The sequence below is a fragment of the uncultured Lacinutrix sp. genome, from assembly GCF_947500325.1.
Taxonomy (GTDB): domain Bacteria; phylum Bacteroidota; class Bacteroidia; order Flavobacteriales; family Flavobacteriaceae; genus Lacinutrix.
Window position 1 is genome coordinate 95,709 of the sequence record NZ_CANMRQ010000010.1, and the last position, 25,142, is coordinate 120,850.

General features: G+C 31.0%; 23 protein-coding genes. 10 read left to right on the top strand and 13 right to left on the bottom strand.

The window, feature by feature from the left end; all coding sequences use genetic code 11:
* Positions 1-2 precede the first annotated feature (2 nt).
* Positions 3-1,721 (bottom strand): tetratricopeptide repeat-containing sensor histidine kinase, encoded by a 1,719-nt coding sequence (locus Q0997_RS12970; RefSeq protein ID WP_299889538.1) that lies wholly within the window; start codon positions 1,719-1,721, stop codon positions 3-5.
* 60 nt (positions 1,722-1,781) lie between these two features.
* On the bottom strand, positions 1,782-2,285 hold the full coding sequence (locus Q0997_RS12975; protein ID WP_299889540.1) for a hypothetical protein: 504 nt from the start codon (positions 2,283-2,285) through the stop codon (positions 1,782-1,784).
* 282 nt (positions 2,286-2,567) lie between these two features.
* Here Q0997_RS12975 and Q0997_RS12980 point away from each other — a divergent pair, with 282 nt between their 5' ends.
* Positions 2,568-2,969 carry a hypothetical protein gene (locus Q0997_RS12980; RefSeq protein WP_299889542.1) on the top strand — a complete coding sequence of 134 codons (402 nt, stop codon included), beginning with the start codon at positions 2,568-2,570 and terminating at the stop codon, positions 2,967-2,969.
* Positions 2,970-3,014: 45 nt separating this feature from the next.
* Positions 3,015-3,476 carry a hypothetical protein gene (locus Q0997_RS12985; protein WP_299889544.1) on the top strand — a complete coding sequence of 154 codons (462 nt, stop codon included), beginning with the start codon at positions 3,015-3,017 and terminating at the stop codon, positions 3,474-3,476.
* Between the two features lie 195 nt (positions 3,477-3,671).
* Here Q0997_RS12985 and Q0997_RS12990 read toward each other — a convergent pair whose 3' ends face one another.
* From Q0997_RS12990 to Q0997_RS13000, 3 genes are all read right to left on the bottom strand, one after another.
* Entirely contained in the window at positions 3,672-3,854 is a 183-nt protein-coding gene (locus Q0997_RS12990) for a CPXCG motif-containing cysteine-rich protein (protein ID WP_299889545.1), read from the bottom strand.
* Positions 3,855-3,933: 79 nt separating this feature from the next.
* A complete protein-coding gene (locus Q0997_RS12995; RefSeq protein WP_299889547.1) occupies positions 3,934-4,752 on the bottom strand; it encodes a Two component regulator three Y domain protein in 819 nt (272 codons plus the stop codon).
* 210 nt (positions 4,753-4,962) lie between these two features.
* On the bottom strand, positions 4,963-6,870 hold the full coding sequence (locus tag Q0997_RS13000) for an ABC-F family ATP-binding cassette domain-containing protein (RefSeq protein ID WP_299889549.1): 1,908 nt from the start codon (positions 6,868-6,870) through the stop codon (positions 4,963-4,965).
* A gap of 90 nt (positions 6,871-6,960) precedes the next feature.
* Here Q0997_RS13000 and Q0997_RS13005 point away from each other — a divergent pair, with 90 nt between their 5' ends.
* On the top strand, positions 6,961-7,344 hold the full coding sequence (locus tag Q0997_RS13005) for a DUF983 domain-containing protein (RefSeq protein ID WP_299889550.1): 384 nt from the start codon (positions 6,961-6,963) through the stop codon (positions 7,342-7,344).
* Here Q0997_RS13005 and Q0997_RS13010 read toward each other — a convergent pair.
* The 8 genes from Q0997_RS13010 to Q0997_RS13045 all read right to left on the bottom strand — a co-directional run bounded on the left by Q0997_RS13010 (position 7,334) and on the right by Q0997_RS13045 (position 17,985).
* Positions 7,334-8,389 carry an FAD-binding oxidoreductase gene (locus Q0997_RS13010; RefSeq protein ID WP_299889552.1) on the bottom strand — a complete coding sequence of 352 codons (1,056 nt, stop codon included), beginning with the start codon at positions 8,387-8,389 and terminating at the stop codon, positions 7,334-7,336. The two genes, Q0997_RS13005 and Q0997_RS13010, sit on opposite strands and share 11 nt — an antisense overlap.
* A 112-nt stretch (positions 8,390-8,501) precedes the next feature.
* Entirely contained in the window at positions 8,502-9,401 is a 900-nt protein-coding gene (gene gldN / locus Q0997_RS13015) for a gliding motility protein GldN (RefSeq protein ID WP_299889554.1), read from the bottom strand.
* A 40-nt stretch (positions 9,402-9,441) separates the two neighbouring features.
* Positions 9,442-11,004: a gliding motility protein GldM gene (gene gldM, locus Q0997_RS13020; RefSeq protein WP_299889556.1), complete on the bottom strand. Its 1,563-nt coding sequence runs from the start codon at positions 11,002-11,004 to the stop codon at positions 9,442-9,444.
* Between the two features lie 47 nt (positions 11,005-11,051).
* On the bottom strand, positions 11,052-11,681 hold the full coding sequence (gldL, locus tag Q0997_RS13025; protein WP_299889558.1) for a gliding motility protein GldL: 630 nt from the start codon (positions 11,679-11,681) through the stop codon (positions 11,052-11,054).
* Between the two features lie 65 nt (positions 11,682-11,746).
* Positions 11,747-13,117, bottom strand: a complete 1,371-nt coding sequence (gene gldK / locus Q0997_RS13030) for a gliding motility lipoprotein GldK (RefSeq protein WP_299889560.1) — start codon at positions 13,115-13,117, stop codon at positions 11,747-11,749.
* 164 nt (positions 13,118-13,281) lie between these two features.
* A complete protein-coding gene (locus Q0997_RS13035) occupies positions 13,282-14,448 on the bottom strand; it encodes a formimidoylglutamase (RefSeq protein WP_299889563.1) in 1,167 nt (388 codons plus the stop codon).
* A gap of 6 nt (positions 14,449-14,454) precedes the next feature.
* The gene (gene topA / locus Q0997_RS13040) at positions 14,455-16,962 is read right to left on the bottom strand and encodes a type I DNA topoisomerase (protein ID WP_299889565.1); all 2,508 of its coding nucleotides are present in this window, start codon (positions 16,960-16,962) and stop codon (positions 14,455-14,457) included.
* Positions 16,963-17,076: 114 nt separating this feature from the next.
* Positions 17,077-17,985: a lipid A-modifier LpxR family protein gene (locus Q0997_RS13045; RefSeq protein WP_299889567.1), complete on the bottom strand. Its 909-nt coding sequence runs from the start codon at positions 17,983-17,985 to the stop codon at positions 17,077-17,079.
* 160 nt (positions 17,986-18,145) lie between these two features.
* Between Q0997_RS13045 and miaB the strand changes: the two genes are divergently transcribed.
* The 7 genes from miaB (at position 18,146) to groL (ending at position 24,999) form a co-directional block, all read left to right on the top strand.
* Positions 18,146-19,585: a tRNA (N6-isopentenyl adenosine(37)-C2)-methylthiotransferase MiaB gene (gene miaB / locus Q0997_RS13050; RefSeq protein ID WP_299889569.1), complete on the top strand. Its 1,440-nt coding sequence runs from the start codon at positions 18,146-18,148 to the stop codon at positions 19,583-19,585.
* A gap of 74 nt (positions 19,586-19,659) precedes the next feature.
* A complete protein-coding gene (locus tag Q0997_RS13055; protein WP_299889570.1) occupies positions 19,660-20,928 on the top strand; it encodes a sigma 54-interacting transcriptional regulator in 1,269 nt (422 codons plus the stop codon).
* A gap of 52 nt (positions 20,929-20,980) precedes the next feature.
* A complete protein-coding gene (locus tag Q0997_RS13060) occupies positions 20,981-21,484 on the top strand; it encodes an LptE family protein (protein ID WP_299889572.1) in 504 nt (167 codons plus the stop codon).
* On the top strand, positions 21,484-22,431 hold the full coding sequence (locus Q0997_RS13065) for a hypothetical protein (RefSeq protein WP_299889573.1): 948 nt from the start codon (positions 21,484-21,486) through the stop codon (positions 22,429-22,431). The genes Q0997_RS13060 and Q0997_RS13065 overlap by 1 nt, the downstream gene beginning before the upstream one ends.
* Positions 22,431-22,793, top strand: coding sequence for a preprotein translocase subunit SecG (gene secG, locus Q0997_RS13070; RefSeq protein WP_299889576.1), 363 nt, complete (start codon positions 22,431-22,433; stop codon positions 22,791-22,793). The genes Q0997_RS13065 and secG overlap by 1 nt, the downstream gene beginning before the upstream one ends.
* Positions 22,794-22,940: 147 nt before the next feature.
* A complete protein-coding gene (locus tag Q0997_RS13075) occupies positions 22,941-23,219 on the top strand; it encodes a co-chaperone GroES (RefSeq protein WP_299889578.1) in 279 nt (92 codons plus the stop codon).
* A gap of 142 nt (positions 23,220-23,361) precedes the next feature.
* The gene (groL, locus tag Q0997_RS13080; RefSeq protein ID WP_299889580.1) at positions 23,362-24,999 is read left to right on the top strand and encodes a chaperonin GroEL; all 1,638 of its coding nucleotides are present in this window, start codon (positions 23,362-23,364) and stop codon (positions 24,997-24,999) included.
* Positions 25,000-25,142: the final 143 nt, after the last annotated feature.

Here is a 25,142-nt window from a genome sequence, read left to right on the forward strand (position 1 = left end):
GTTTAATGTTCTAGTGATTTATATGGTATAGAAAGACTTACTGTAGTACCTATTCCTTTTTGACTTGAAATAGTTAAATCTCCGCCATTATTTTGTATTAAAGATCGGCATAAACGTAAACCAAACCCTTTAACCGCACTTTGCTCATTAGTTGCTTTTTCTTCTATAAGTATTTCTGCTAAATCAGCTTTAGATATTCCAATACCAGTATCGGTAATTTCTAAATTACAAAAATTCTCATTCATGATTGCTTTACAATTTATCTCACTTCCATTAGCAGAGTATTTAATAGCATTATCTAGTATATTTCTTAATACAATTTTAGTCGATTCAATATCAGAATTCACTATAACATTAGAAGAAACCGTATTTATAATTGTTATATTTTTTGATGCTGCAATACTTTTATAATTGTATATAACTTGAGCTAAAATTGGTTTTAATGGAAAAGACTCTATATTGGTAAATAGCTGTCCAGATTCTAAAAGCGACCAGTTTAAAACCTTGTCTAAAAGTAAATGTACGCCTTCGGTTACTTGAATACCCTGATTAATTTTATCTGATATTTCTGTCTTATTATTTAATTTAAAAGCTTCTTTTAAATCTACATTGTTATTTCTAATAGTATTTATAGGAGTGCGTAAATCATGAGAAACAATTGAAAACAGTTTGTTTTTCATATCATTTAAATCTGATAGCTTATTTTTTTGTTGTGTAATCACCTTATTTTTTTGAATTCTATCATGTAAGAAAAAAGCAATAATAGCCACAATCAACGCTAAGGCAAAGACACCAATATACAATGCTCTTTGTTTAGTTTTTTGCACTTTAATTTGTTCCTCTTGTAATGCTATTTCTTTTTGCTTCTCTTTTACAGCAAATACTCTTCCTTGCTTGGCTAGTTCCCATATTTTATCTCGATTCCAAATAGAATCTTTCCAAGATTCATATTCTTTTCTATAGGCAATACTTTTTTCAAAATCTTTATTATTTTCTTCTACTACTGCCATATTTAAAGCAGCATTTTGTTTTATTTCTAAATTAGAGGTAATCTTTGATAAATTATAAGATTCTAAGAATAAAGGTATTGCTTTATCATCTAGATATTGCTGATAATAAAGGTTCGCCAAATCCATTGTTGCATAAATAGTACTTAACGTATCTTTACTTTTTATTGCTAAATTTCTTTCTTTAGACAAGTAAATTTCTGCATTTTTATAATCGTTTAAATGTAGATAGCACAAGCCAATATTATGATACATAATTTTTTGATTATAATCATCTGTTTTTTTTACTCCTAATACTTCTACTTTTTTATAAAACTTTAAGGCTTCTTTATATTTTTTTTGATTTAAAAAGACATTCGCTAGATTTAAATATTTAAAATGATCTGATACAAAGCCATCTGGAATTTTTTCTAAACTCTCTTGTGCTTCACTCCATAGTTTTTTCTTTACAGCACAATCACCTTGAATATAATATGCATAGTTTTTTAATTTGTCGTTTCGATTTTCAGATAAAAAATACTTATTAATATTAGAATAAGCAGAATCGATCTCTTTATTAATAAAAAAACTAAGTGATTTATGAAAGTAGTAATTATGCTTTGTATTACTACAAATCTCTTTAAAATGGGTATTAAAATTAGTATTGTCTACTATTTTTTGGCTATAACTATAAAAGAAAATAAAACAACATATAAGACATAGCCCTTTTTTCATATTTAAATGAATTAAATTAACGAAAGTTTTTATTTGTATTTTTTTTGAAACTAATTAAACTTATCCACTAGTAGAAGTAGCATCTACATCTCTAACAGTTGTAACTGTACCTCTTGTTGTTTCTGGATCATCGAATACATAATCTACAAAAATGTTTTTAGGATCTTCCTTTTGTGTACTTGTATAACAAATTTGAATAGTGTATAAATCGAACATTACAATATCTTGAGTAAGAATGTTTGAGATATTTCCGTCAAACTGAATCGTTATTTGACGATACGAACCATTAATCTTGTTTTTATTTTCACCCGCTTTTTGATATTGAGAAATATAATTATTATTGCCCCATTTCTTAAGATGCAAGTTATTTATTTCTTGTGGTAAATATACAGCAACGTCAACTTGGTACATGTAAAGTTCTTCATCTTTTAAACACGAAGCTGAAACCATTGGTTTGGTTGGCGCATTTTGTAAAAAAAACATTTTACTATTTACCTTATCTATAGACATAGAAATTACTTTAATAGAATGTGCTGTTTTGGATAGTTTTTCTTGTTCTGACATAAGTATATATAAGTTTAGATTAGCAGTTAAATTTAAGGATTTTATAGTATAAACATATGTTAACGCATAGATTTTAGTTTTAAAAAATAGAGCTCTATAATTCTAGTCTGTATTCTACTACGTTTATGGTCTATTTTTCTACACTTATGTCATTTTAAATAATTACAAGCCTTTCATTCTTGAAATTAGCACTGTCTTTAATAAGATAATGCGCATTCAATAAAGTTAAGGTGTAATCCGAAAAGCCTTTTTAAAAGAGTAGGAAAATTAAATTTCAATATTATGTCAAGTACCAAATCGAATACAATAAAAATTTCAGCATGCGATAACCAACTTTTTGTTTTCGCAGTTAACCAAAGTAATAAAGATTTATCATATCAAATTTGTAATATTAAAAGTGGTAATTTCAATACAGTAGATGTTACCATTGCGCTTTCTGAAGGCACTTTCGCAGGAACATATGCTTTAGATGGTGTAAACCAAAATTTAAACGATAGTACTACAGTAAATCTTCCTGCTGGAGATTACGTGTTATACTACGCAGGTATAAATTGGGGTGGACCTTACAATTTTGATTTCACATTTAATAAAGATCAATACAAGTTACCAAACAATCCAAACCAACCTTTAGATGGTGTTATATGGAGTAAAGGAGATAATGACATTACTTTTTCTATAGCTTAAGACCTTTAGCTAACAAACAATTTATTAACATTAAAAATTACGATTATGAAACAAGTATTTCAATTAACAATGGTTAGTCAAAACGATCCAGGAACTGGATGTGGTGATGAATTATATGGAATTGTTTTAGGAACTAAAGGTGGGACCTTAAACAAGCAAACAAGTTTTCCTTATCAAGAAGGTGTTCATTTACCAATTCCAAGTAATGATCCTCCAAAATCTCCAACATGGTTTTTAGAATTAGATGGAAACATTGAGGACGTTTCAATTACTGTTGTGGTTTTTGGTCCAGAAGGAAAATACAATCCTACAATTATTACAATCGATGGAGCCAATATGCCATCATGGGTTGCTCAAAACGAAAAAGAGAAAACAAATCAAATTTATGTAGAATCTGCAGATGGTATTTTTGGATATGCTCAAGAAAATATTGCAGGAGATACTACAAATTGGATTTACACTATTACTGCTGGAGTTGCAAACCCAATGATACATCCACCTGTATAGCTATAGCCTTTTTTAGAAATTAAAAACCTTTACAATCTTGTAAAGGTTTTTCTTTTATTAAAGAAACCAAAATACTTGCAATTAATTCATTACCAAATATTAATTTAAATAGTTACTTCTTAAATAAGAGAAAAAAGAATAGTTTCTATTACAATCATGTATTATCACACAATATTTATAGGTACCACTAGTAAATCACTGTTCTATATTAACCACATCAAAACTAATAAGTTTATACGATTCAAAATTTGTTGTAATTTGTATTGGATTACAGCATACTTCACAATCTTCAACATAAGTTTGTTTATCTACACTAGTATCTAATAGCATTGATATTGTCTCCCAGCAATATGGACATTGGAAAAAATGTTCTAACATACTTTTAATTTTCTATAAAAATAAAAAGAGCCAACTATTTAAGTCGACTCCTTTTAGATATATTTAGTTAGTTTTTTTTCTAATCTCTTTCTACTACATATGTATCATTATAATTTAATAATGCCTTTTTAATTGTAGCCTTATCATCAACAACAGTTGCATAATTTGCATCCATCTTATTATCGCTAATCATTAATGTACTTAATTTAGGCATTTTACTAAATTGTAATGGTACGTTACCTGTTAAATTATTATCTGATAAGATAAGCTCTTCTAAGTTTGTTAAATCACTTAATTCTACAGGAATATTACCTACTAATTTATTATCTATTAAACTTAGTTTTTCAAGTTTTACCAGCGCATTAATTTCGGTAGGAATTGTCCCTGTCAAAAAGTTACTCCCTAATTGTAATTCTTTTAAGTTAGTTAAACGTGTTAATTCTATTGGAATATCTCCTATAAAAGCATTACTATACAATCTTAGTACTTCTAACTTAGAAAGATCTGCTAAAAAAGTTGGAATAGTACCTCTAAATTGGTTTAAAAATAATTCCAGAGATGTTAACTGAGTTAAAGCAGAAATACTTTTAGGTAAATTACCTTCTAATTTATTAAGGCCTAGATTAAGTGAACGTAATTGTTTTAAATTTCCAATAGCTTCTGGTAAGGTACCTTGAAGATTATTAAATGTTAGATTTAAAGCAACAACATGATCATTTTCTATAGTTACACCTGTCCATGTTTTAACTTCTTTTGTTAAATCCCATTTTGTATTCCATTTTTCACCATTTGTTGAATTATAAATAGCAATTAAAGCTTCTTTTTCTGTATTAGGAATTTGAGCAAAACTAAAAAGCATTGCAAATAAGCAGACAAAAGTAAGTTTAAATGTTTTCATAATAGGTTAGGGTTTTAGGACAAATACCTTGTAAATCTATGTTAAAGGCTTGTTAAATGCAAATTTTTTCGATGAACGACACGTGGCAATTATTAAAAAATTAGCAAAAATACTTTTAAACACTAATTTTAAAGACAAAATGCAATATTGCCATTAAAAAGAAAAACATTCTAGCTTTTAAGAAAACAAAAATTACTAATAGGGTTTTACTTACATTAAACCTTCCAATTCTAAAGTAATAGTCTCCCAATCTTCCATTAAGTTAGAAAGTCTATCTTTTTTTGCTTGGTAAGCATCAAAAAAATCTGGTTTAGCTACTGTTTCATCATAATTAGTGGCTAATTCTACATCAATTTCTTTGATTTCTTTTTCTAACTCACTGATTTTAGATTCTGTATTACTCAATTTATTATTTAAAGATTTTATCTTTTTCTGCTCTTCGTAGCTTTGCTTTTTAGTCTCTTTAGGGGCTTCTTTTATAATCGTTCTTTTTTCAACCTCACGAAGACTTTCTACTTTACGTTGTTCTAGATAATAATCAATATCTCCTAAATATTTTTTTACTTTTTCATCTTTAAACTCGTATACTGTAGATGTTAAACCCTGAAGAAAATCACGGTCGTGAGAAACTAAAATAAGTGTACCTTCAAAACGTTGAAGCGCTTCTTTCAATACATTTTTAGATTTTATATCTAAATGATTAGTAGGCTCATCCATTATCAACACGTTAAAAGGCTGTAGCATTAATTTTGCTAATGCCAAGCGGTTTCTTTCACCTCCAGATAATACACGAACATATTTATCTACTTCTTCTCCTCTAAATAAAAACGAGCCCAAAATATCACGAACTTTACTCCTATTGGTTTCATTTGCAGCATCAATCATGGTATCTAAAACAGTTTTACTTCCATCAAGATATTCAGCTTGATTTTGAGCGAAGTAACCTATTTGCACATTATGTCCTAATTTTAAATTGCCATTGTGTTCTAAATCACCAACTAATATTTTTGCTAATGTTGATTTCCCTTGACCATTTTGTCCTACAAAAGCAGTTTTTGCATCACGTTCAATCATTAAACTTACATTAGACAACACTTGGTTTTCATCATAATTTTTAGAGATACCTTCAGCCTCTACTACTACCTTACCAGGAATAATTGATACTGGAAAATTTAATGTCATTACACTATTGTCATCAGCATCGACTTCTATACGATCAATTTTATCCAGCTTTTTAATAAGAGATTGAGCCATTGTTGCCTTACTTGCTTTAGCTCTAAACTTTTCTATAAGTTTTTCAGTTTGTTCAATTTGCTTTTGCTGGTTTTTCTGAGATGCTAATTGCTGTGTTCTAATCTCTTCTCGTAAAATTAAATATTTAGTGTATGGTTTTGGGTAATCATAAATACGACCTAGTGAGATTTCTATAGTACGATTAGTTACATTATCTAAAAACATTTTATCGTGCGACACTATGGCTACTGCCCCAAAATAATTCTTTAAGAATCCTTCTAACCAAATAATAGACTCAATATCTAAATGGTTTGTAGGTTCATCTAAGAGTAATACATCATTATTTTGAAGCAATAATTTAGCAAGTTCGATTCGCATTCGCCAACCTCCAGAAAATGTATCTGTTAACTTATTAAAGTCTTCTCGTTTAAAACCTAAACCTTGAAGTATTTTCTCTGTATCACCTTGGTAATTATAACCACCTATTATTTCATATTGATGTTGCGTTTCGTTTAAATCAATCATTAGCTGATTATATCCTTCACTTTCGTAGTCTGTTCGCTCTGCTAACTGATTATTAATAGTTTCCATTTTAGTTTCTAGAGCTTTAATCTCTGTAAATGCTTCATACGATTCCTCTAGTACTGTTCTACCAAAGATGAAATCAATATCTTGTTTAAGAAAACCTATTTTTAATTCTTTATCTGCAGCAATCTGACCAGAATCTGGTTCTAATTCTTTAGATAGAATTTTTAGCATTGTCGATTTACCTGCTCCATTTTTACCAATAAGCCCTACACGATCACCATTACCTAATTTAAAAGTAATGTCTTGAAATAAATATTCGCCTTGAAACGAAATGGATAGATTATGAATATTGAGCATCGATTATAACTATTAATGATAAGAGAATATATAACTAGTAAACCTTAACTTTGTGTTATTGTTTAACGACTGCAAAAGTACATAAATTATATGTTTAAAAAAGGCTCAAAACTATACTCAATTATTACTGGTACTTGTCCAAGATGTCATGAAGAGTCAATGTATGTAAACAAAAATCCATATGCTTTGACCGAGCTTTTTAAAATGCATGAACATTGTAGTAATTGTAATACTAAATATAAAATAGAACCTTCGTTTTTTTTCGGTGCTATGTATGTAAGTTATGGTGTTGGTATTGCACTTGCACTTGGCCCGTTTTTAATTAGTTATTTCGTTTTTAATAGCTCAATTAATATAGCAATACTTGCGGTTATAGTATCTCAAGTTTTACTATACCCAATAATTATTAGGTTATCTCGCAACATTTGGATTAACCTTTTTATGAGTTACGACAAGTCTAAAACTAAGTCTTAATCGTTTTATTGAAACGTTTAATATCTATTACTACATCTAAAGGCTTTTTGTTTTCAATAAAGTCGTACAATTGCTTTGCAACATATGGTCCAATCATTACACCTCGTGTGCCCAATCCATTTAACACATGATAATTATTAAAAGTATTATGAGTGCCAGCTAAAGGTCTCCGGTTTTGTACCGTAGGCCTAATTCCTGCAACTTGATTAACAACCTCAAAGTCACAACTTGTAAATGTTTTAAACTTATTTAAAAGTTCTTCTCTAGCTTCAGGTGTCGTTTTATTGGTTTTATCTTTCCAATTATAAGTAGATCCTATTCTATATAAATCATTACCCAAAGGAATCACAAAAACACTAGATTTTAAAACAAATTCTAATTTTAAGTTTGGTGAATGAATGGTAAGTAATTCACCCTTACTACCTACTAACGGTAAATAATTAAAAAACGGATTATTTATCACTCCAAAGCCTTCTGCAAAAACAATATGCTTTGCCTTATAATTTTTATAAACAACAAACTCTTCTGTTCTTTCTATAGCATCATACTCAAAGGTCTCTTCAATTAATAATTGATTCGTTTGTAAGTAATTTTTATACTCGGAAATTAAAAGTTTAGTGTCAATTCTTCCTGTATGTAAGACTTCCCCAAAACCAAACTTAGCATCAATATATTCGTTATCATTTTTATGAATTGTAGTAGACATATAATCAGACAATCCTACTTTATCTGAAGCCGCAAACCAATCATTTTGCTCTTCTAAAGAGGTAAAACGTCTAAAAACTGGTATTTTAAAATCTATCTTTTTATTTAAACGCTTTTCAATTTTAGAATAAACAGGCAAAGCAATTTCTAATTGTTCTTTACTGTTCCAAACTGGTGTAAACCGTTTTAATGTTACTGGATTATATAGTCCTCCAGCAACAGTAGATGCTTGCTGCGATTTATTATCGAAAACTAAAAATGTTTTATTGTTTGCAATTAATTCTTCACAAAAATTAATTCCTGCTATACCACATCCAACAACAATATAATCTACTTTCATTATGCGAAGATAAAGGATTCAATACCAAGACTAGAGTAACGAATCATTATATTAATAAATAAAAACGCTCACTTTTTCAAGTGAGCGTTTTAAGATATATTATAATTTTAAATTAGTATGACCACATATCTAATTCAAAATTTCTAATTTTTTCTTTGATGCGTTCAGATTCTAAAAGTTGCATTAATGCATTTTCAGGAATATATTCCTCCACTTTACGATCTCCGTATACGTTTTCTTCTCTTGTCACCACACTGTTAAAACGACGAGCGTTTAAAATATGGTCGAAAGAAAAAGGAATAGCACTATTTTTTGCATTAAAAGACTTTGCTTCATGTAAAACATCTCTAGCATCTGGATAGAATATCCAAAATAATGGATTAGGCTCTTTATTATCTTCGTCATTAGAATCGATAAAGTTAATGTCTGGTGCTGCTGGTGCAATACCTAAAAGACGATACTTTAGTTCACCTTGACGCTTGTCAAAATACCATAATCCTTTTATTAAATAAGCGCTAATATCAAAAGATGCAAGCTCTCTTTTTCTAATATATTCTGGATCTACACGACCATCTGCATTTAATTGGTCATAACCAATATCCATAGTATCTACTTTGGTTGTGATATCTGCCAATTCTTTAGCTGTACGTTTTCCTGTAAAATAAGAATCGTTATAAACATCTTTAATTTCACCATCGACGATCGCTTTTGTTAACACATCATATAATGAACGTCTATTACTTCCGATATTATTTGTATCTACTGGATAGTATAATGGGAAGTTTACACGCTCGTCTAAAACCACTTTTTCCCAAGTCATTTTAGCAAACATGATATCTCTATCGTCAACATAACCATATTCTAATGGCTTATCGTTGTCTAAAGCTTTTTGTTCGTCAGTTCTCACACCAATCTCTGCTGGAGATTTAGCATTTAAAATGTTAGCTTGAGCAAAGGCATTAGAAGTGATTAATACACCACATACAATTGCTAATAAAGATTTATAGTTCATATTCTATTTTTTAAAATTATTTATATAATTATAAAGTTAATTAGTTTGCTAACTCTATAACTATAGGTGTTGCAGGCTTTATTTTAGGCCCATTAGATCTTGATTTAATATCAATAAATTGAACAGTTGCTCCACGTTTAGCTTTACGTAAAGCTCCTTTAGCAGAACCATTAAGTTTATTACCACTTACTGTAACACTTGGTTGTCCTGGCACTTTAAATTTAAATCCTGTAACTGTTAACGGTAAATCGAAATCGAAATCTTCTAAGACAGCTTTAACTGTACCAATTTCAACATTATTTCTTGGTAATTTACCTGTAGATAAACCAGCAATCTGACCTGACGGTTTAGGAATGTCTTTAATTCTAAATACTGCTTTATCTGATGCTTTTGAACCATCATCTAGAGTAGCAGATACATTAATAGTTACTTCTCTACCAGATGTAGGTATCATATTATATTTACCAGCTTTACCAGCTTTAGATAAACCAGCACCTGAAGCAGATACTTTATTATCTGGAACACCAGCAAAAGAAATAGTCATTGGGTTTGTTACACCACGATAGACTACATTCATTTTATCTGCAGATATAGTTGCAGAATTTGGTCTTGGTACTACAACGTAGTTTCCTTTAATATCGATTTCTAAAGGCTTTCCATCTTCTAAGAAAGTAAATTTACCTTTAATATCATGTTCTCCTACATTACCAACATTAAAATCTAACGTAGCTGCTCCAGTAGAATCAATTGCTTGAGACAAATCAATTTCTTTTCCTTGTACTTCTAACTTAGTTGGCGGCACTTTAGCATATTTACCTATTACAACTTTACCTTGGAATTTTTCACCAGCAAAAAACGCTGATTTATCTGCCAAAATAATAGCTTGATATTTATTAAGAGATACTGCTTCACTTAATGTATTCCCTAAGAAAAGGTTCATCATATTAGCTTCAGTAACTTTAACATCATTTTGCATTGCTGTCATTTTAGTATAAGAAGCTATAGCAGGAAAACCTTGGAAGTGGTAATTTAACCAATCGATTTTCTTTTTATCTTTATTTTCAACCTTGTTAGTATTAAATAATTCTTCAAAACTATTTAATGCCTTACTATATTTTACATCTGTACCTAAAATTTCTTTTACTTCAGACTTGTAGCCATTAATTTTAGCCATTACTTCGTCACCTTTCTTGGTTAAACGATCTCCAGTAAACCAAGCTTCATCTAAAATATCAGTCTTATCCATAGCCTCAAAAGGTAATTTACCAGTTTCAGGATCAATTGAATATTTCCCTTGCTTTAATAAATCGTTCTTTAAAGTTTCTATGTAATTATAAAATTTTTCTGAAACAACACTAATTTGTTTAGCTTTAGCTGCAGGAACCATAAATTCTTCTGGTTTTTCTTCAGCTTTAGTTTCTAAATCTGCTAACAATGCTCCATTTCTATCGGCTGTATCATTATTTGCGTTAGCAAACTTTGTTTCCATCAGTCCAAATGCTGATAGTACTTCCTTTGACATATTCATTGCCATCATAGCGATAAACACTAAATACATCAAGTTAATCATTTTCTGCCTTGCAGATGCTTTTCCTCCTGCCATGTCTAATTAGTTTTTAAGTTATTAATTTATGTATACCTAATTACTAATTAGTTTTTGTTCATTGCAGTTAACATTCCACCATATACTCCATTTAATGAAGATAAGTTAGACGCTAATGATTGCATTTGCTCTTTTAATTTATTAGCATTCTCAACAGACTCTTCATTAATAGACGCTTGACGACTAGCAGATTCCATTTGTACTTTATATAAACTATTTAAAGATTCCATTTGTGCAGCAGCTAATGATAACTCTTCACCATATTTCTTTTGAGCAGCCATTGAATCTACTGTTGGAGAAATTCCTTTTGCAGCACCTTCAAAGTTTTTAATACTGTTTCCTAAGCTAGACATTAACTCTCCGTCAATTTTAGCTTCTTTTAATAAGTTATCTAATTTTTGAGACAACATTCCTTGAGCATCTTTTGGCTCTTCTTTTTTACCTTTTGTTGTTGCTCCTCCAGCTAATTCTGGGTAAACTAACGACCAATCTAAATCTGACTGTTGTCTTTCGAATGCAGAGTATGTAAATACTAATGCTTCTACAATCATACCAATTGTTAAAATCTCTGATCCAAATGGCCAGTGTTGAATTTTAAATAATGCACCTACGATTACGATTGCTGCTCCTAATCCGTAGATCATATTAGTAACTGTGATTTTTCCTTTTTGTGCCATAATTTCTAAGTTTTAAGTTTTAAGTAGTTAATTTTAATTAAGTAGGTATTCTATTCTTTATACTTTTATCTTCTTGAATTTTTAGTTACTTCAGTTCCCATATAATCTTGTACAGTTCTAAAACCGATATAACTTCTTGCAGAATCTGCATATTCATAATCTCTTGAACTTACTTGTAAGAAATATGCAACATCTTTCCATGATCCACCTCTTACAACTTTACGTTGATTATTCTTATCGTTAACACTTGGATTAATTGTTGATGCATATTCATAAGATGCTGGATCATAAGATGCATTTACCCATTCTGATACATTTCCAGCCATATTATATAGATTAAAATCGTTAGGCTCGTATGCGTCTGCTTCTACTGTATATAATGCCTGATCTGCAGCATAATCACCACGTAATGGTTTAAAGTTAGCCATAAAACAACCTCTGTCATTCTTAGCATATGGTCCACCCCAAGGAAAAGTAGCAGCTTGCAAACCACCTCTTGCAGCATATTCCCATTCCGCTTCACTAGGTAATCTATAAGAATTTACATAGTGTCTTTTTCTTTCTTTACGGTATGCATTATGCTTTAATGTTCTCCATTGACAAAATGCTTTTGCTTGTTTCCAAGACACACCAACTACAGGGTAATCGCTATATGCATCGTGCCAGAAATAATCATTATGCATTGGCTCATTATAAGAATAAGCAAAATCACGAATCCATGCTGTAGTATCTGGATAGATTTCTACTTCTTCTTTTATAATAACATCTTTACGACGTAAACTCTTATTTTTTGCTGCTTTAGCAATATCCATATGTGTGTATTGGAACTTGAATTTTGTAACATCCCAAGTTCTTTGTCCATTATAAGACTCTTCTAATGGTAAGTACATTGTATCCATTACTTCTACATAATACTCATCTGGGTATTCTGCAGTATCAAAAATCAAGTCTATATCATTGTTTAACTTTCTACCTTCGTATCCTGTTTCACCAAGACCGCTATAGTTGTCAATCATATATTTCTCATAAGGAGACATATCTGTAGTATCTGCATCTTTAAATGCAAATTGACCAATCCCATCAGAATCAGGATCTGTTTCACCAACTTCATCAGCTAAAATTGCTAATTTGGTTCTAATAGTAGAATCTCTTACCCATTCTACAAATTGACGATACTCACTATTTGTGATTTCAGTTTCGTCCATATAGAATGCCCTAACTGTGACCGTTTTTGCAGGTGCATCTTGAATACCAGCCAAATCATCATCAGCTTTACCCATAATAAATGCGCCTCCTGGCACTAATGTCATTCCATAAGGTTTTTCTGGATGCCATTTCTTTCCTTTAACACCAACTAGTTGGCCTTTGTCTTTAGACCCACAACTCGCTAAAAATGCTAAAACTGCCGTTAACAATACAAACTTCTTCATATTCATGATAAAACTCGAGGTTAATTATTTACTCTTAAATTTTTTAAGAGCGTAAACATATTTATATATTTTCAAAAAAACAACTTTTTAACTAAAAAAAAATACATTTCATCGTATAAAATTACATTTAAACGATAAATATTGTGTTAAAATCGAACTATTTTCAACAATTAAACACTATTCTTTTGATAGGCTTTATACCACCTTTCAGGTACTTTATCGTTACATGCATCCAGATAATCTTGGTGCGTGCATGATAATAACGTGTGCTTTTTTAATTTATTATTAACATTTGCTAAAAAAGGTATTTCTATCCACCATCTCCCTGTTTTTGTACTTTTATAGAACACTAACTCTTGTGAATTTGTTAAAGTTGTAAATTTTTGATGACTTTTATCATTCATAAAATCATCATCTTCAACCCGACAGTTTACACCTTCAATAAAATACCATAGCATTTGAGATATTAACATAGCTGTAACTTCATCATCGTAAGATGGTTTATATTCATAAATACCAAATGACGACACCTTATTACTAATTCCTGCATAGCGGGCTACAGCACAAATCTCTTTTCCATCTAATCCATTTGGAGATAAACGTTGTTTTAAACTTACCTCGCTTGCCTTTACCACTCCTAAATCTATACTTACAATATTTGCATCACGCATTACTGGTTCAACAGTAGTAATATCATTTGAGACTTCTCCTAAACGATACGCTTCAAAATATAAGCGCTCCATTAAATCTATTTCTTCTTGCGAATTAAAATATGTTTGATATCCTACAGTCGCATAGTTAAACAAATTATATGGTTGATCTAAAATAACCTTCCCTACAAAACTATTATTTTTAATTGGTTTTGTTGAATCACCTAAATCAAAACGAGAATCAACATTTACAATATTAACCATTGGCATCATATTATCATAAGCCCTATATACAGCATAAGTTAAATCTTGACTACCTCCTATTATAACAGGTATTATTTTTTTCTGCACTAATATTGAAATCGTTGTTTTTAATGCAAAGTATGTATCTTCAACAGATTCTCCACGATTAATATCTCCTAAATCTGCAACTATAGTATTCCAACTTCCTGGAAATAATGAATAAAATGATTTTCTTACTTCATTAAGTTGAAATTCCTCTCCTATATAATTAACATCATTTCTATTTTCTAAAACCCCTATTATAGCAATTGAAACATCTTCTAAATCAGGAATCCCATTTTGTATTGAATGTATTTTTAATTTCCTTCCAAGAGCTTGCATTGACAATAACTCGTTATGAGCTAAGACTGCATCTTGAACAGGTGATAAGAAATTAAAATTCATATATTATTACTTCTTTTTTGCTGTTGCTTTCTTTTTTGTAGCTGTTTTTCTTTTAGTTGCTTTTTTCTTAGGTGCATTTTTTTCAATTAGAGCTTTCACTTCTTCTAAAGATAAAGCTGCTGCATCAACTGTTTTTGGTAATTCTATTTTTATTTTACCTTGTAAAATATTGTGTCTTCCCCAACGGGCTTTTTCAACACGAATACCTTCTTCTTCCCAATTATGGACAACTTTATCAATCTCCTTTTGAATCTTAACTTCTATTAATTCAATAATATCTGCTTCAGATAAATTATCCCAATCGTACTTTTTATTTACATTGATAAACATCCCATTCCATTTAATAAACGGCCCAAAACGCCCTTTACCTTTTTGTACTGGTAAATCTTTATACACATAAATAGGTGCATCTGCTTTTTCTTTTTCTTTAATAAGCTCTATAGCTTCGTCTAATTCAACACTTAATGGATCTACTCCCTTTGGCAATGACACAAAAGCATCTCCAAATTTAACGTAAGGTCCAAAACGACCATTATTTACTTGCACAGACTTCTCTTTATACTCTCCTAATGTTTTAGGCAATTGAAATAAGTCCATTGCTTCCTCAAAAGTGATTGTATTTAATTGTTGATCTGGTCCTAAACTAGCAAACGTTGGTTTTTCCTCATCATCTACAGTTCCCATTTGTACCATTGGTCCAAACTTACCTAAACGTACACTAACTCGTCTTCCTGTTTTAGGATCTTCTCCTAAAATACGCTCTCCAGATTCTCGTTCGGCATTTTCTTGAACATCAACAACACGAGGATGAAAATCTTTATAAAAAGACCTCATTACATTCTTCCAGTCTGCTTTACCATCTGCAATATCATCAAACTGATTTTCTACATTAGCAGTAAAACTATAATCTAAAATACTTTCAAAATGATTAACCAAAAAATCAGTCACAATCATTCCTATATCTGTAGGAACAAGTTTACCCTTATCTGACCCTACTTTTTCTGTCAATAAATTATCTTTTACTTCATTTTGCTTTAAAACTAGCTGTGTATAATTACGCTCTACACCTTCAATTGATCCTTTTTCAACGTAGTTTCTATTTTGAATTGTAGAAATAGTAGGAGCATATGTAGATGGACGTCCAATACCAAGCTCTTCTAATTTCTTAACCAAAGAAGCTTCTGTAAATCTATACGGAGCTCTTGTATAACGTTCTGTAGCATTAATATAATTGTTAAGCAACACTTCATTCACTTTCATTGCTGGCAACATGCCTTCTTGCTCAGTTTCCTCATCATCTGTCCCTTCTAAATACACTTTTAAGAAACCATCAAATGTAATTACTTCTCCATTTGCAGTAAAGGTTTCGTTATGAGCAGCTGCATTTATTTTTACATTGGTACGCTCTAATTGCGCTTCACTCATTTGTGATGCTATAGCACGTTTCCATATTAAATCGTATAATCTCGCTTGATCTCTTTCTAAATTATCTACAGAATGCCTTGAGAAATCTGTAGGCCTTATAGCTTCGTGTGCTTCTTGAGCTCCTTTTTTCCCTTTATAGTTACGCTCTTTAGCATAATTATCTCCATAAGCAGCTTTAATTTCTTTTTCAGCTCCTTTTCTAGCTTCATCACTTAGATTCACACTATCTGTTCTCATATAAGTAATTAAACCTGCTTCATATAGGCGTTGCGCCATATTCATGGTTTTACTTACTGAAAAATATAATTTACGAGACGCTTCTTGCTGTAAAGTAGATGTTGTAAATGGTGCCGCAGGTGATTTTTTAGCAGGTTTTTTTTCTAAATCTGAAACTTTAAAAGTTGTATTTGCGTTTTGCTCTAAAAACTTTATTGCTTCAGCTTTAGTCTTTATTGTTTTTGGCAACTTTGCTTTAAAAGACTGCCCGTTCTCATTTGAAAACTCAGCATCAATTCTATAAGATGCTTGTGGCTCAAATGCTTGAATTTCTCTTTCCCTCTCAACAATTAATCGAACAGAAACAGATTGCACTCTTCCCGCAGATAAACCTCCTTTTACTTTTCTCCATAACACTGGAGATAATTCATATCCTACTATTCTATCCAGTACACGTCTTGCCTGTTGTGCATCTACTAAATCGTAATCTATTTGTCTTGGGTTTTCAACCGCTTTTTGAATAGCGCTTTTAGTAATTTCATGAAAGACAATACGCTTAGTCTTCTCTTTATCTAATCCTAAAGACTCTGCTAAATGCCATGCAATAGCTTCTCCCTCTCGATCCTCATCACTTGCCAACCAAACCATTTCTGCTTTCTTAGCTAAGTCTTTTAGTTTTTTTACAACTGCTTTTTTATCAGTAGAAACTTCATATTTGGGATTAAAATCACCTTCAACATCTACACCTAATTCCTTGGAAGGTAAATCTGATATATGTCCATAACTAGATTCAACCTTGAAATCTTTTCCAAGAAATTTTTCAATTGTTTTTGCTTTCGCAGGTGACTCAACTATTACTAAATTCTTCGCCATTCTTCGATTTTTGAGGTTACAAATGTATATCAAAAAAAATATATGAACCTAATTAAAATTTTTAAAACCATTAATATTAGTATAATTTTATAGTTGATTCTTAGTAAAATAAAATTAAAAATCACGGCTATAACTTAAAGTTCCGTAGGCATGAGAATTAGCAATTGGTGTTTCTTTTGTATTAAAATTGTATATAAATCTAAAAGTATTTCTAGCTGTTTTAAAAACTATTCCCGCTTTAAATTTAATTATATGAGGTGCTCTATTAATTGTAAAAAAAGTATCCTTATAATCTAAACTACCTTGAATTAAAGTATTATGAACGACATACCTGTAGCCAAAATTAATAAAACCAAAAAGTTCATTTACTGTATTCCTATCTATCACTCCTATTCTTGACGAATATTTTAAATTATTAAACTTTCCAAAAACATAACTAATTCCATTTTCTAAAAAAATATCTTTTGTGCCTATTGAAGATTCAATATTATATTGAAATGCCTGATACTTGCCTATAGTTTTGTTGAGTATATACTTAGCTTTCAAGTTTACTAAAAATTTAAATTCAATTTCCTGAAACCAAGTAGGATTATCATTAATATTCAAAAAATCGTGCACCCACGTTTGCAATTTCCCAGAAAGCGCTTCCTTACCTGTAATACCTGTTTCTACGGCAACAAATAAAGCAGTATTATTTTTAACACTACCTAACTCTGTTTTCAAAAAAAACCATCCTGCATATGGCCTATCAAAGTCTTTTGAATTCGAAGACATTAAATTACTTGGTGTGTATGTTTCATTTCCGAGAACTATATTTAACTGCAATGCATTCTTATTATTTTTTTTGAAGACAAAATTATTGTCTAAACTTTTTTTATAAGATAAGAACAGACCACTAGTATAATATTTATCTACTAAAACTAGTTTATCATTTTCTATACGTAGCTCTATTTGCTCATTATTGTTTTGAGCAATTAGACTACATGCTGTTAGTAGGTAGATTAAATAAAAAAGTTTTTTCAAGCAGTTAGGTATTTATAACATCTTTAGACGTTCAATATTACTAAAATCAACAATAACAACCTGCCACTTTGTCACTATATTTAAAATAAATATTATCTTTGCACACTTATTGAACACTACTTTTTACACGAAAAGATATCTGTTTTTACAGAAAATGAATATGGAGAAGACTATAGACGAATCAAAACAAGGACAATCACTTGTTTTAAAACAAAACCAAAAAAACACAAAAAAACTTTTTATAGAGAGCTATGGTTGCGCAATGAATTTTAGCGATAGTGAAATAGTAGCTTCTATATTAAATGATCAAGGTTATAATACAACAGATAAATTGGAAGACGCCGATTTAGTTTTAGTTAACACCTGTTCAATTAGAGATAAAGCTGAACAAACTGTTCGGAAACGTTTAGAAAAATACAACGCTGTAAAACGCAAAAATTCTAAAATGAAAGTTGGCGTATTAGGCTGTATGGCTGAACGTTTAAAAAGCAAGTTTTTAGAAGAAGAAAAAATAGTAGATCTTGTAGTTGGGCCTGATGCCTATAAAGATTTACCAAACCTCTTAGCTGAAGTAGAAGATGGTCACGATGCTATTAACGTTGTTTTATCTAAAGACGAAACGTATGGAGACATCTCTCCTGTTCGCTTAAACTCCAATGGTGTTACTGCTTTTGTTTCTATTACTCGTGGATGTGATAATATGTGTACTTTTTGTGTAGTACCTTTTACTCGTGGTCGTGAACGTAGTCGAGACCCACAAAGTATTATAGAAGAAGTAAATGATTTATGGCAGAAAGGCTATAAAGAAATCACGTTATTAGGCCAGAATGTTGATAGTTACCTTTGGTATGGTGGTGGATTAAAAAAAGATTTTGTAAAGGCTACAGACATTCAAAAAGCTACAGCTATTGATTTTTCAAAATTATTGCAATTATGCGCAGAAGCGCAACCCAAAATGCGTATTCGTTTTTCAACATCTAATCCACAAGACATGAGTTTAGATGTGATACGTACTATGGCAAAATACAATAACATATGTAACCACATTCATCTACCTGTGCAAAGTGGTAGTAATCGCATTTTGAAAGCCATGAACCGTTTACATACTCGCGAAGAGTATTTTACTCTAATAGATAATATAAAGTCAATTATTCCAGATTGTGCAATTTCTCAAGATATGATTTCTGGTTTTCCAACTGAAACAGAAGAAGACCATAAAGACACATTATCACTTATGGAGTATGTAAAATATAATTTTGGTTATATGTTTACTTATTCTGAAAGACCTGGCACACTTGCTGAAAGAAAACTAGAAGATGATGTTCCCGAAGCAACTAAGAGTAAGAGGTTAAGTGAAATTATTGAATTACAACTGAAACATAGTGAATTAAGAACACGAGAACATTTAGGAAGAACAGTAGAGGTTTTAGTAGAACGTGAATCTAAAAAATCTAAAGACCAATGGTCTGGAAGAACCGAGAAGAATTTAGTAGCTGTTTTCCCTAAAGAGCATTATAATGTTGGTGATTTTGTTAATGTAAAAGTAACAAATTGTACTAAGGCGACACTTATAGGTGAAGCTGTAGGCATAGCAAAATAAAAATAGTTTCGTTCGTTATAAACCAAAAACAAAAAAAACAATTAAAAAAATCCCTGCCTTTACAGGAAAAGATTATGGAATCTATTCAAGCAACAAAACAACGTTTTGGGATTATTGGCAATAGCGCTACATTAAATCGAGCTATTGAAAAGGCTATTCAGGTCTCGCCAACAGACATCTCTGTTTTAGTAACTGGAGAAAGTGGTGTTGGAAAAGAGAGCATCCCAAAAATTATACATCAACTTTCGCATAGAAAGCACAATAAATATATAGCTGTAAACTGTGGCGCAATTCCAGAAGGCACAATAGACAGTGAACTTTTTGGCCATGAAAAAGGCGCCTTTACTGGAGCAACAGCAACTAGAAATGGTTATTTTGAAGTTGCAGATGGTGGCACTATTTTTTTAGATGAAGTTGGAGAATTACCACTAACAACGCAAGTTCGCCTATTACGTGTTCTGGAAAATGGCGAATTTATAAAAGTAGGATCAAGTAAGGTTCAAAAAACTAATGTACGTATTGTTGCAGCAACAAACGTGAATATGTTTGATGCTATTAAAAAGGAAAAATTTCGTGAAGATTTATACTACCGTTTAAGTACAGTCGACATTAATTTACCGCCACTTCGAGACCGTCAAGAAGACATACACTTACTTTTTAGAAAGTTTGCAAGTGATTTTGCATTAAAATATAAAATGCCAACAATTAAACTAAGTGATGACGCTGTAAGAACATTACAAAAATTCCGCTGGAGTGGAAACATTAGACAATTAAGAAATGTAGCTGAACAAATTTCTGTTCTAGAGCAAAATAGAAGTATTTCTGCAGATGCTTTAAGAAGTTATTTACCAACAAACGCAGGCAGTAATTTACCTGCTGTTATTAATACTTCAAAATCTGAAAGTGATTTTAGTAGCGAACGTGAGATTTTATATAAAGTATTATTTGATATGAAAGCTGATTTAAATGATTTAAAAAAGCTTACCATGGAATTAATGAAATCTGGAAATGCTCAAGACGTTCAAAAAGAGAACGAAGGTTTAATTGAAAAAATTTATGGTGATAATGATAATCAAGATTATGAAGAGACCATAAACGATTTACAGGTTTTATCTATCCCTCAAAATACAGAAACACATCAAAGCTACACGCCAGAAACTGAAGACAAGTACCATTTTGCCGAAGAAATTGAAGAAGAAGAAACATTATCTTTACATGATAAAGAGTTAGAATTAATTAAAAAATCTTTAGAAAGGCATCACGGAAAACGTAAATTAGCTGCTGAAGAATTAGGCATAAGTGAACGTACTTTATATAGAAAGATTAAGCAATTTGATTTGTAAATTCGCGTTATACTATGGACTTCTGTTTTCTCAGGAAGAATAAAAATAATCAATGAAATATATTAAATACATTTTAATTTTAGCAATCACCACTACCCTAATTAGTTGCGGCTCGTATTCTTTTACTGGTTACAAACCTAGTAATGCAAAAACATACCAAGTTAATTATTTTCAAAATACGGCACAGTTAATTGAGCCTGGTTTAGAAAGAGATTTCACATTAGCTTTACAGGATTTGATTCAAAATCAATCGAATCTTGAATTAGTAACTTCAAATGGAGATATGGTATATGAAGGTGAGATTACTGAGTATCGTATCTCTCCTACTACGGCAACAGCCAACAATACAGCTGCTCAAAATAGACTAAGTATAAGTGTTAATCTTCGTTATTTTAATAAAACAAAAGAAGATTCTGATATAGAAAAAAGATTTTCTTTTTTCTATGACTTTGCTGGAAGTGCTGTACTTAGCGGAAGCGTAAAAGCTACTGCTCATGATGAAATTTTTGAACGTTTAACACAAGATATTTTTAATGCTACTTTAGCAGACTGGTAATGAATACAATCGAGTTTACTAACATATTACAAGAGCCTCAAGTTATTTCAAGCGCTCAAACCGATGCTTTAAAAACCATTATAAATGCATTTCCCTATTTTCAATCGGCAAGAGCAATGTATCTAAAAGGGTTAAAAAACAGTGATAGCTTTAAGTATAATTACGCTTTAAAAACTACTGCGGCTTATACTACCGATCGTAGTATTTTATTCGATTTTATTACTTCATCTAATTTTGAGCAAAATGAAGTTTCAAAATTTATTAAACAGAATTCGGCACATTTAAATGATATAGAAGTTATAGCTGAAGATATTTCGCTTAACAAAAACATAATTATAGACAATACTTTAAAACAAGACATTGAAAACGTTAGAGCTTCTTTAGATCCTGAATTATTTCAACCAAAAATAGCAAAAGAACAACTTGCTAATTTTGAAAAAGAAACTACGCATACAATTATTGAAAGCGAGAAAACAGAATCTAAAGAGACTTTAGCTCCTGAAGTTGTTTTAAATCTAGGCAAACCCCTTTTATTTGACAAGACGGAGACGCATTCTTTTAATGAATGGTTAAATCTAACTCGTTTTAAACCCATTAATCGTAATGATGAAACAGTTGAAAACTCATCTAAAGATATTAAAGCTTCAAAAGACTCATTATCTAAGGCAAAAAAATTCGAACTCATTGAAAAATTCATTGAGAAAAACCCAAAATTAGAAGGAAAAAAACCAGCTTCTTCTACACATAATATTGCTAAAGCACAAATGATTCAACCTGAAGCCTTGATGACAGAGACTTTAGCCCGTATTTATGTTGAACAAAAAAATTACAAAAAGGCAATTCAATCTTACAACATTTTAAGTTTGAAATATCCAGAAAAAAGTGGTTTCTTTGCAGACCAAATTAAAGCAGTAAAAAAATTACAAGAACATAATAATAAAGAATAATGAATACTTTTACTATATTTTTAATCTTAATCGTTGTCGTAGCATTCTTGCTAGTAGTAGTAATAATGGTACAAAACCCTAAAGGAGGTGGATTATCTTCTTCTTTTGGCGGTGGCGGAACACAACAATTAGGTGGTGTAAAAAAGACAACAGACTTTTTAGATAAAAGTACTTGGACATTAGGCGCCATTTTAATTGCTTTAATTTTGCTATCTAACTTCTCATTTAGAGATACAAATAGCTCTGTGGATTCTAAAGCCTTAGATCCAGATGCTGTTACTACACCTGTAGCACCAGCAACAACACCAGCAACAACACCTGCAACAGATGACACAACAAAAGTGATAGATACTACAAAATAATATTTCAATTTCAATTTTAATATTGAATAAAATGCCAGCTTAACAGTTGGCATTTTTTGTTTCTGAAAGTTTGTCAGTCAAAATGCAATGGCACATTTTTAGCTTAACTAAAAACATAAAATTTTAATTAATCAAAATAATATAATAATGAGCAAAGTAAACATTAAACCTCTTGCAGATCGTGTATTGGTTGAAGCATTACCTGCCGAAACGCAAACAGCTTCTGGATTATACATTCCGGATAGCGCACAAGAAAAGCAACATAAAGGCACAGTAGTAGCTGTAGGCACTGGGAAAAAAGACGAACCATTAACAGTAAAAGTTGGAGATACTGTTCTTTATGGAAAATACTCTGGTTCTGAAATTAAATTAGACGGTACAGATTACTTAATGATGCGTGAAGAAGATATAATGGCTATTATTTAAGTACTTTTTTGTTTTTGATTAATAATCATTCAAATTCTTAAATAAAAACTCATAGTTATTGTCATTTCGTACTAGATGCGAAATTCCAAAAACATAAATTAAAAATAGATTCCTATAAAACAGGAATAACAAAATTAAAGACATGGCAAAAGACATAAAATTTGATATAGAAGCTCGCGACGGTCTAAAACGTGGCGTAGATGCATTAGCTAATGCAGTAAAGGTAACATTAGGTCCAAAAGGTAGAAATGTGATTATTAGCCGTTCATTTGGAGCTCCAGTAGTTACTAAAGATGGTGTTTCTGTTGCTAAAGAAATTGAATTAGAGAATCCATTAGAAAATATGGGCGCTCAAATGGTAAAAGAAGTTGCTTCAAAAACTAATGATTTAGCTGGAGATGGTACAACTACTGCAACTGTTTTAGCACAAGCAATTGTAAAAGAAGGCTTAAAAAATGTTGCCGCAGGAGCAAATCCAATGGATTTAAAACGTGGTATTGATAAAGCTGTAACTGCTTTAGTTGAAGATTTAGGAAAGCAATCTAAAGAAGTTAAAAATTCTTCAGATAAAATAAAACAAGTCGCATCTATTTCGGCTAATAACGATGAGTTAATTGGTGACTTAATTGCTAATGCTTTTGGCAAAGTAGGAAAAGAAGGCGTTATAACTGTTGAAGAAGCAAAAGGAACAGATACTTATGTTGATGTTGTTGAAGGCATGCAGTTTGACAGAGGTTATTTATCTCCATATTTTGTTACAGATAGCGAAAAGATGATTGCTGATTTAGAGAATCCTTACGTATTATTATACGATAAGAAAGTCTCTACAATGAAAGATTTATTACCAGTATTAGAACCTGTTGCGCAAACAGGAAAACCATTATTAATTATTGCTGAGGATGTTGATGGCGAAGCATTAGCTACTTTAGTAGTTAACAAGTTAAGAGGTTCTTTAAAAATTGCTGCTGTAAAAGCTCCTGGTTTTGGAGATAGACGTAAAGCAATGTTAGAAGATATTGCCATTTTAACCGGAGGAACAGTAGTTTCTGAAGAGCGTGGTTTCACATTAGAAAACGCAACTTTAGAAATGCTAGGAACTGCAGAACGCATTACCATTGACAAAGATAACAGCACAGTTGTAAATGGAGCTGGAGACAAAGATTTAATTAAAAATAGAGTTAATCAAATTAAATCTCAAATAGAATCTACTACAAGTGACTATGACAAAGAAAAGCTACAAGAACGTTTAGCTAAATTAGCTGGTGGTGTTGCTGTTCTTTATGTTGGAGCTGCAAGTGAGGTTGAAATGAAAGAAAAGAAAGACAGAGTTGATGATGCATTACATGCTACTAGAGCAGCTGTAGAAGAAGGCATTGTTGCTGGTGGTGGTGTTGCTTTAGTAAGAGCAAAATCTGTTTTAGAAAAAATAACTACAGAAAATTTAGATGAGACTACAGGTATTCAAATTGTAGCTCGTGCTATTGAAGCGCCTTTAAGAACCATAGTAGAAAATGCTGGTGGAGAAGGCAGTGTTGTAGTAAATAAAGTATCTGAAGGCAAAAAAGACTTTGGTTACGATGCAAAATCTGAAACTTATGTAGACATGCTTAAAGCTGGAATTATTGATCCTAAAAAAGTAACTCGTATTGCATTAGAAAATGCTGCTTCTGTAGCTGGAATGATTTTAACTACAGAATGTGCTTTAATAGACATTAAAGAAGATACTCCTGCTGGCGCTGGAATGCCTCCAATGGGTGGCGGAATGCCAGGTATGATGTAATAAAGTATAATATTATATACAACATAAAAAGCCTCTACATTATTTGTAGAGGCTTTTTTTATTTGTTTGTCCCGTCCTGAAATAAGTTGACAAAAAATCGACTTATTAATGAAAAGTAAAGAGAACAAAAGAGTTAAACGAAC

What these genes read in the sequence shown, in the direction of transcription:
- Q0997_RS12970 (WP_299889538.1), bottom strand. Translation starts at nt 1,721, where the DNA reads ATGAAAAAAGGGCTATGTCTTATATGTTGTTTTATTTTCTTTTATAGT.
- Q0997_RS12975 (WP_299889540.1), bottom strand. Translation starts at nt 2,285, where the DNA reads ATGTCAGAACAAGAAAAACTATCCAAAACAGCACATTCTATTAAAGTA.
- Q0997_RS12980 (WP_299889542.1), top strand. Translation starts at nt 2,568, where the DNA reads ATGTCAAGTACCAAATCGAATACAATAAAAATTTCAGCATGCGATAAC.
- Q0997_RS12985 (WP_299889544.1), top strand. Translation starts at nt 3,015, where the DNA reads ATGAAACAAGTATTTCAATTAACAATGGTTAGTCAAAACGATCCAGGA.
- Q0997_RS12990 (WP_299889545.1), bottom strand. Translation starts at nt 3,854, where the DNA reads ATGTTAGAACATTTTTTCCAATGTCCATATTGCTGGGAGACAATATCA.
- Q0997_RS12995 (WP_299889547.1), bottom strand. Translation starts at nt 4,752, where the DNA reads ATGAAAACATTTAAACTTACTTTTGTCTGCTTATTTGCAATGCTTTTT.
- Q0997_RS13000 (WP_299889549.1), bottom strand. Translation starts at nt 6,870, where the DNA reads ATGCTCAATATTCATAATCTATCCATTTCGTTTCAAGGCGAATATTTA.
- Q0997_RS13005 (WP_299889550.1), top strand. Translation starts at nt 6,961, where the DNA reads ATGTTTAAAAAAGGCTCAAAACTATACTCAATTATTACTGGTACTTGT.
- Q0997_RS13010 (WP_299889552.1), bottom strand. Translation starts at nt 8,389, where the DNA reads ATGAAAGTAGATTATATTGTTGTTGGATGTGGTATAGCAGGAATTAAT.
- gldN (WP_299889554.1), bottom strand. Translation starts at nt 9,401, where the DNA reads ATGAACTATAAATCTTTATTAGCAATTGTATGTGGTGTATTAATCACT.
- gldM (WP_299889556.1), bottom strand. Translation starts at nt 11,004, where the DNA reads ATGGCAGGAGGAAAAGCATCTGCAAGGCAGAAAATGATTAACTTGATG.
- gldL (WP_299889558.1), bottom strand. Translation starts at nt 11,681, where the DNA reads ATGGCACAAAAAGGAAAAATCACAGTTACTAATATGATCTACGGATTA.
- gldK (WP_299889560.1), bottom strand. Translation starts at nt 13,117, where the DNA reads ATGAATATGAAGAAGTTTGTATTGTTAACGGCAGTTTTAGCATTTTTA.
- Q0997_RS13035 (WP_299889563.1), bottom strand. Translation starts at nt 14,448, where the DNA reads ATGAATTTTAATTTCTTATCACCTGTTCAAGATGCAGTCTTAGCTCAT.
- topA (WP_299889565.1), bottom strand. Translation starts at nt 16,962, where the DNA reads ATGGCGAAGAATTTAGTAATAGTTGAGTCACCTGCGAAAGCAAAAACA.
- miaB (WP_299889569.1), top strand. Translation starts at nt 18,146, where the DNA reads ATGGAGAAGACTATAGACGAATCAAAACAAGGACAATCACTTGTTTTA.
- Q0997_RS13055 (WP_299889570.1), top strand. Translation starts at nt 19,660, where the DNA reads ATGGAATCTATTCAAGCAACAAAACAACGTTTTGGGATTATTGGCAAT.
- Q0997_RS13060 (WP_299889572.1), top strand. Translation starts at nt 20,981, where the DNA reads ATGAAATATATTAAATACATTTTAATTTTAGCAATCACCACTACCCTA.
- Q0997_RS13065 (WP_299889573.1), top strand. Translation starts at nt 21,484, where the DNA reads ATGAATACAATCGAGTTTACTAACATATTACAAGAGCCTCAAGTTATT.
- secG (WP_299889576.1), top strand. Translation starts at nt 22,431, where the DNA reads ATGAATACTTTTACTATATTTTTAATCTTAATCGTTGTCGTAGCATTC.
- Q0997_RS13075 (WP_299889578.1), top strand. Translation starts at nt 22,941, where the DNA reads ATGAGCAAAGTAAACATTAAACCTCTTGCAGATCGTGTATTGGTTGAA.
- groL (WP_299889580.1), top strand. Translation starts at nt 23,362, where the DNA reads ATGGCAAAAGACATAAAATTTGATATAGAAGCTCGCGACGGTCTAAAA.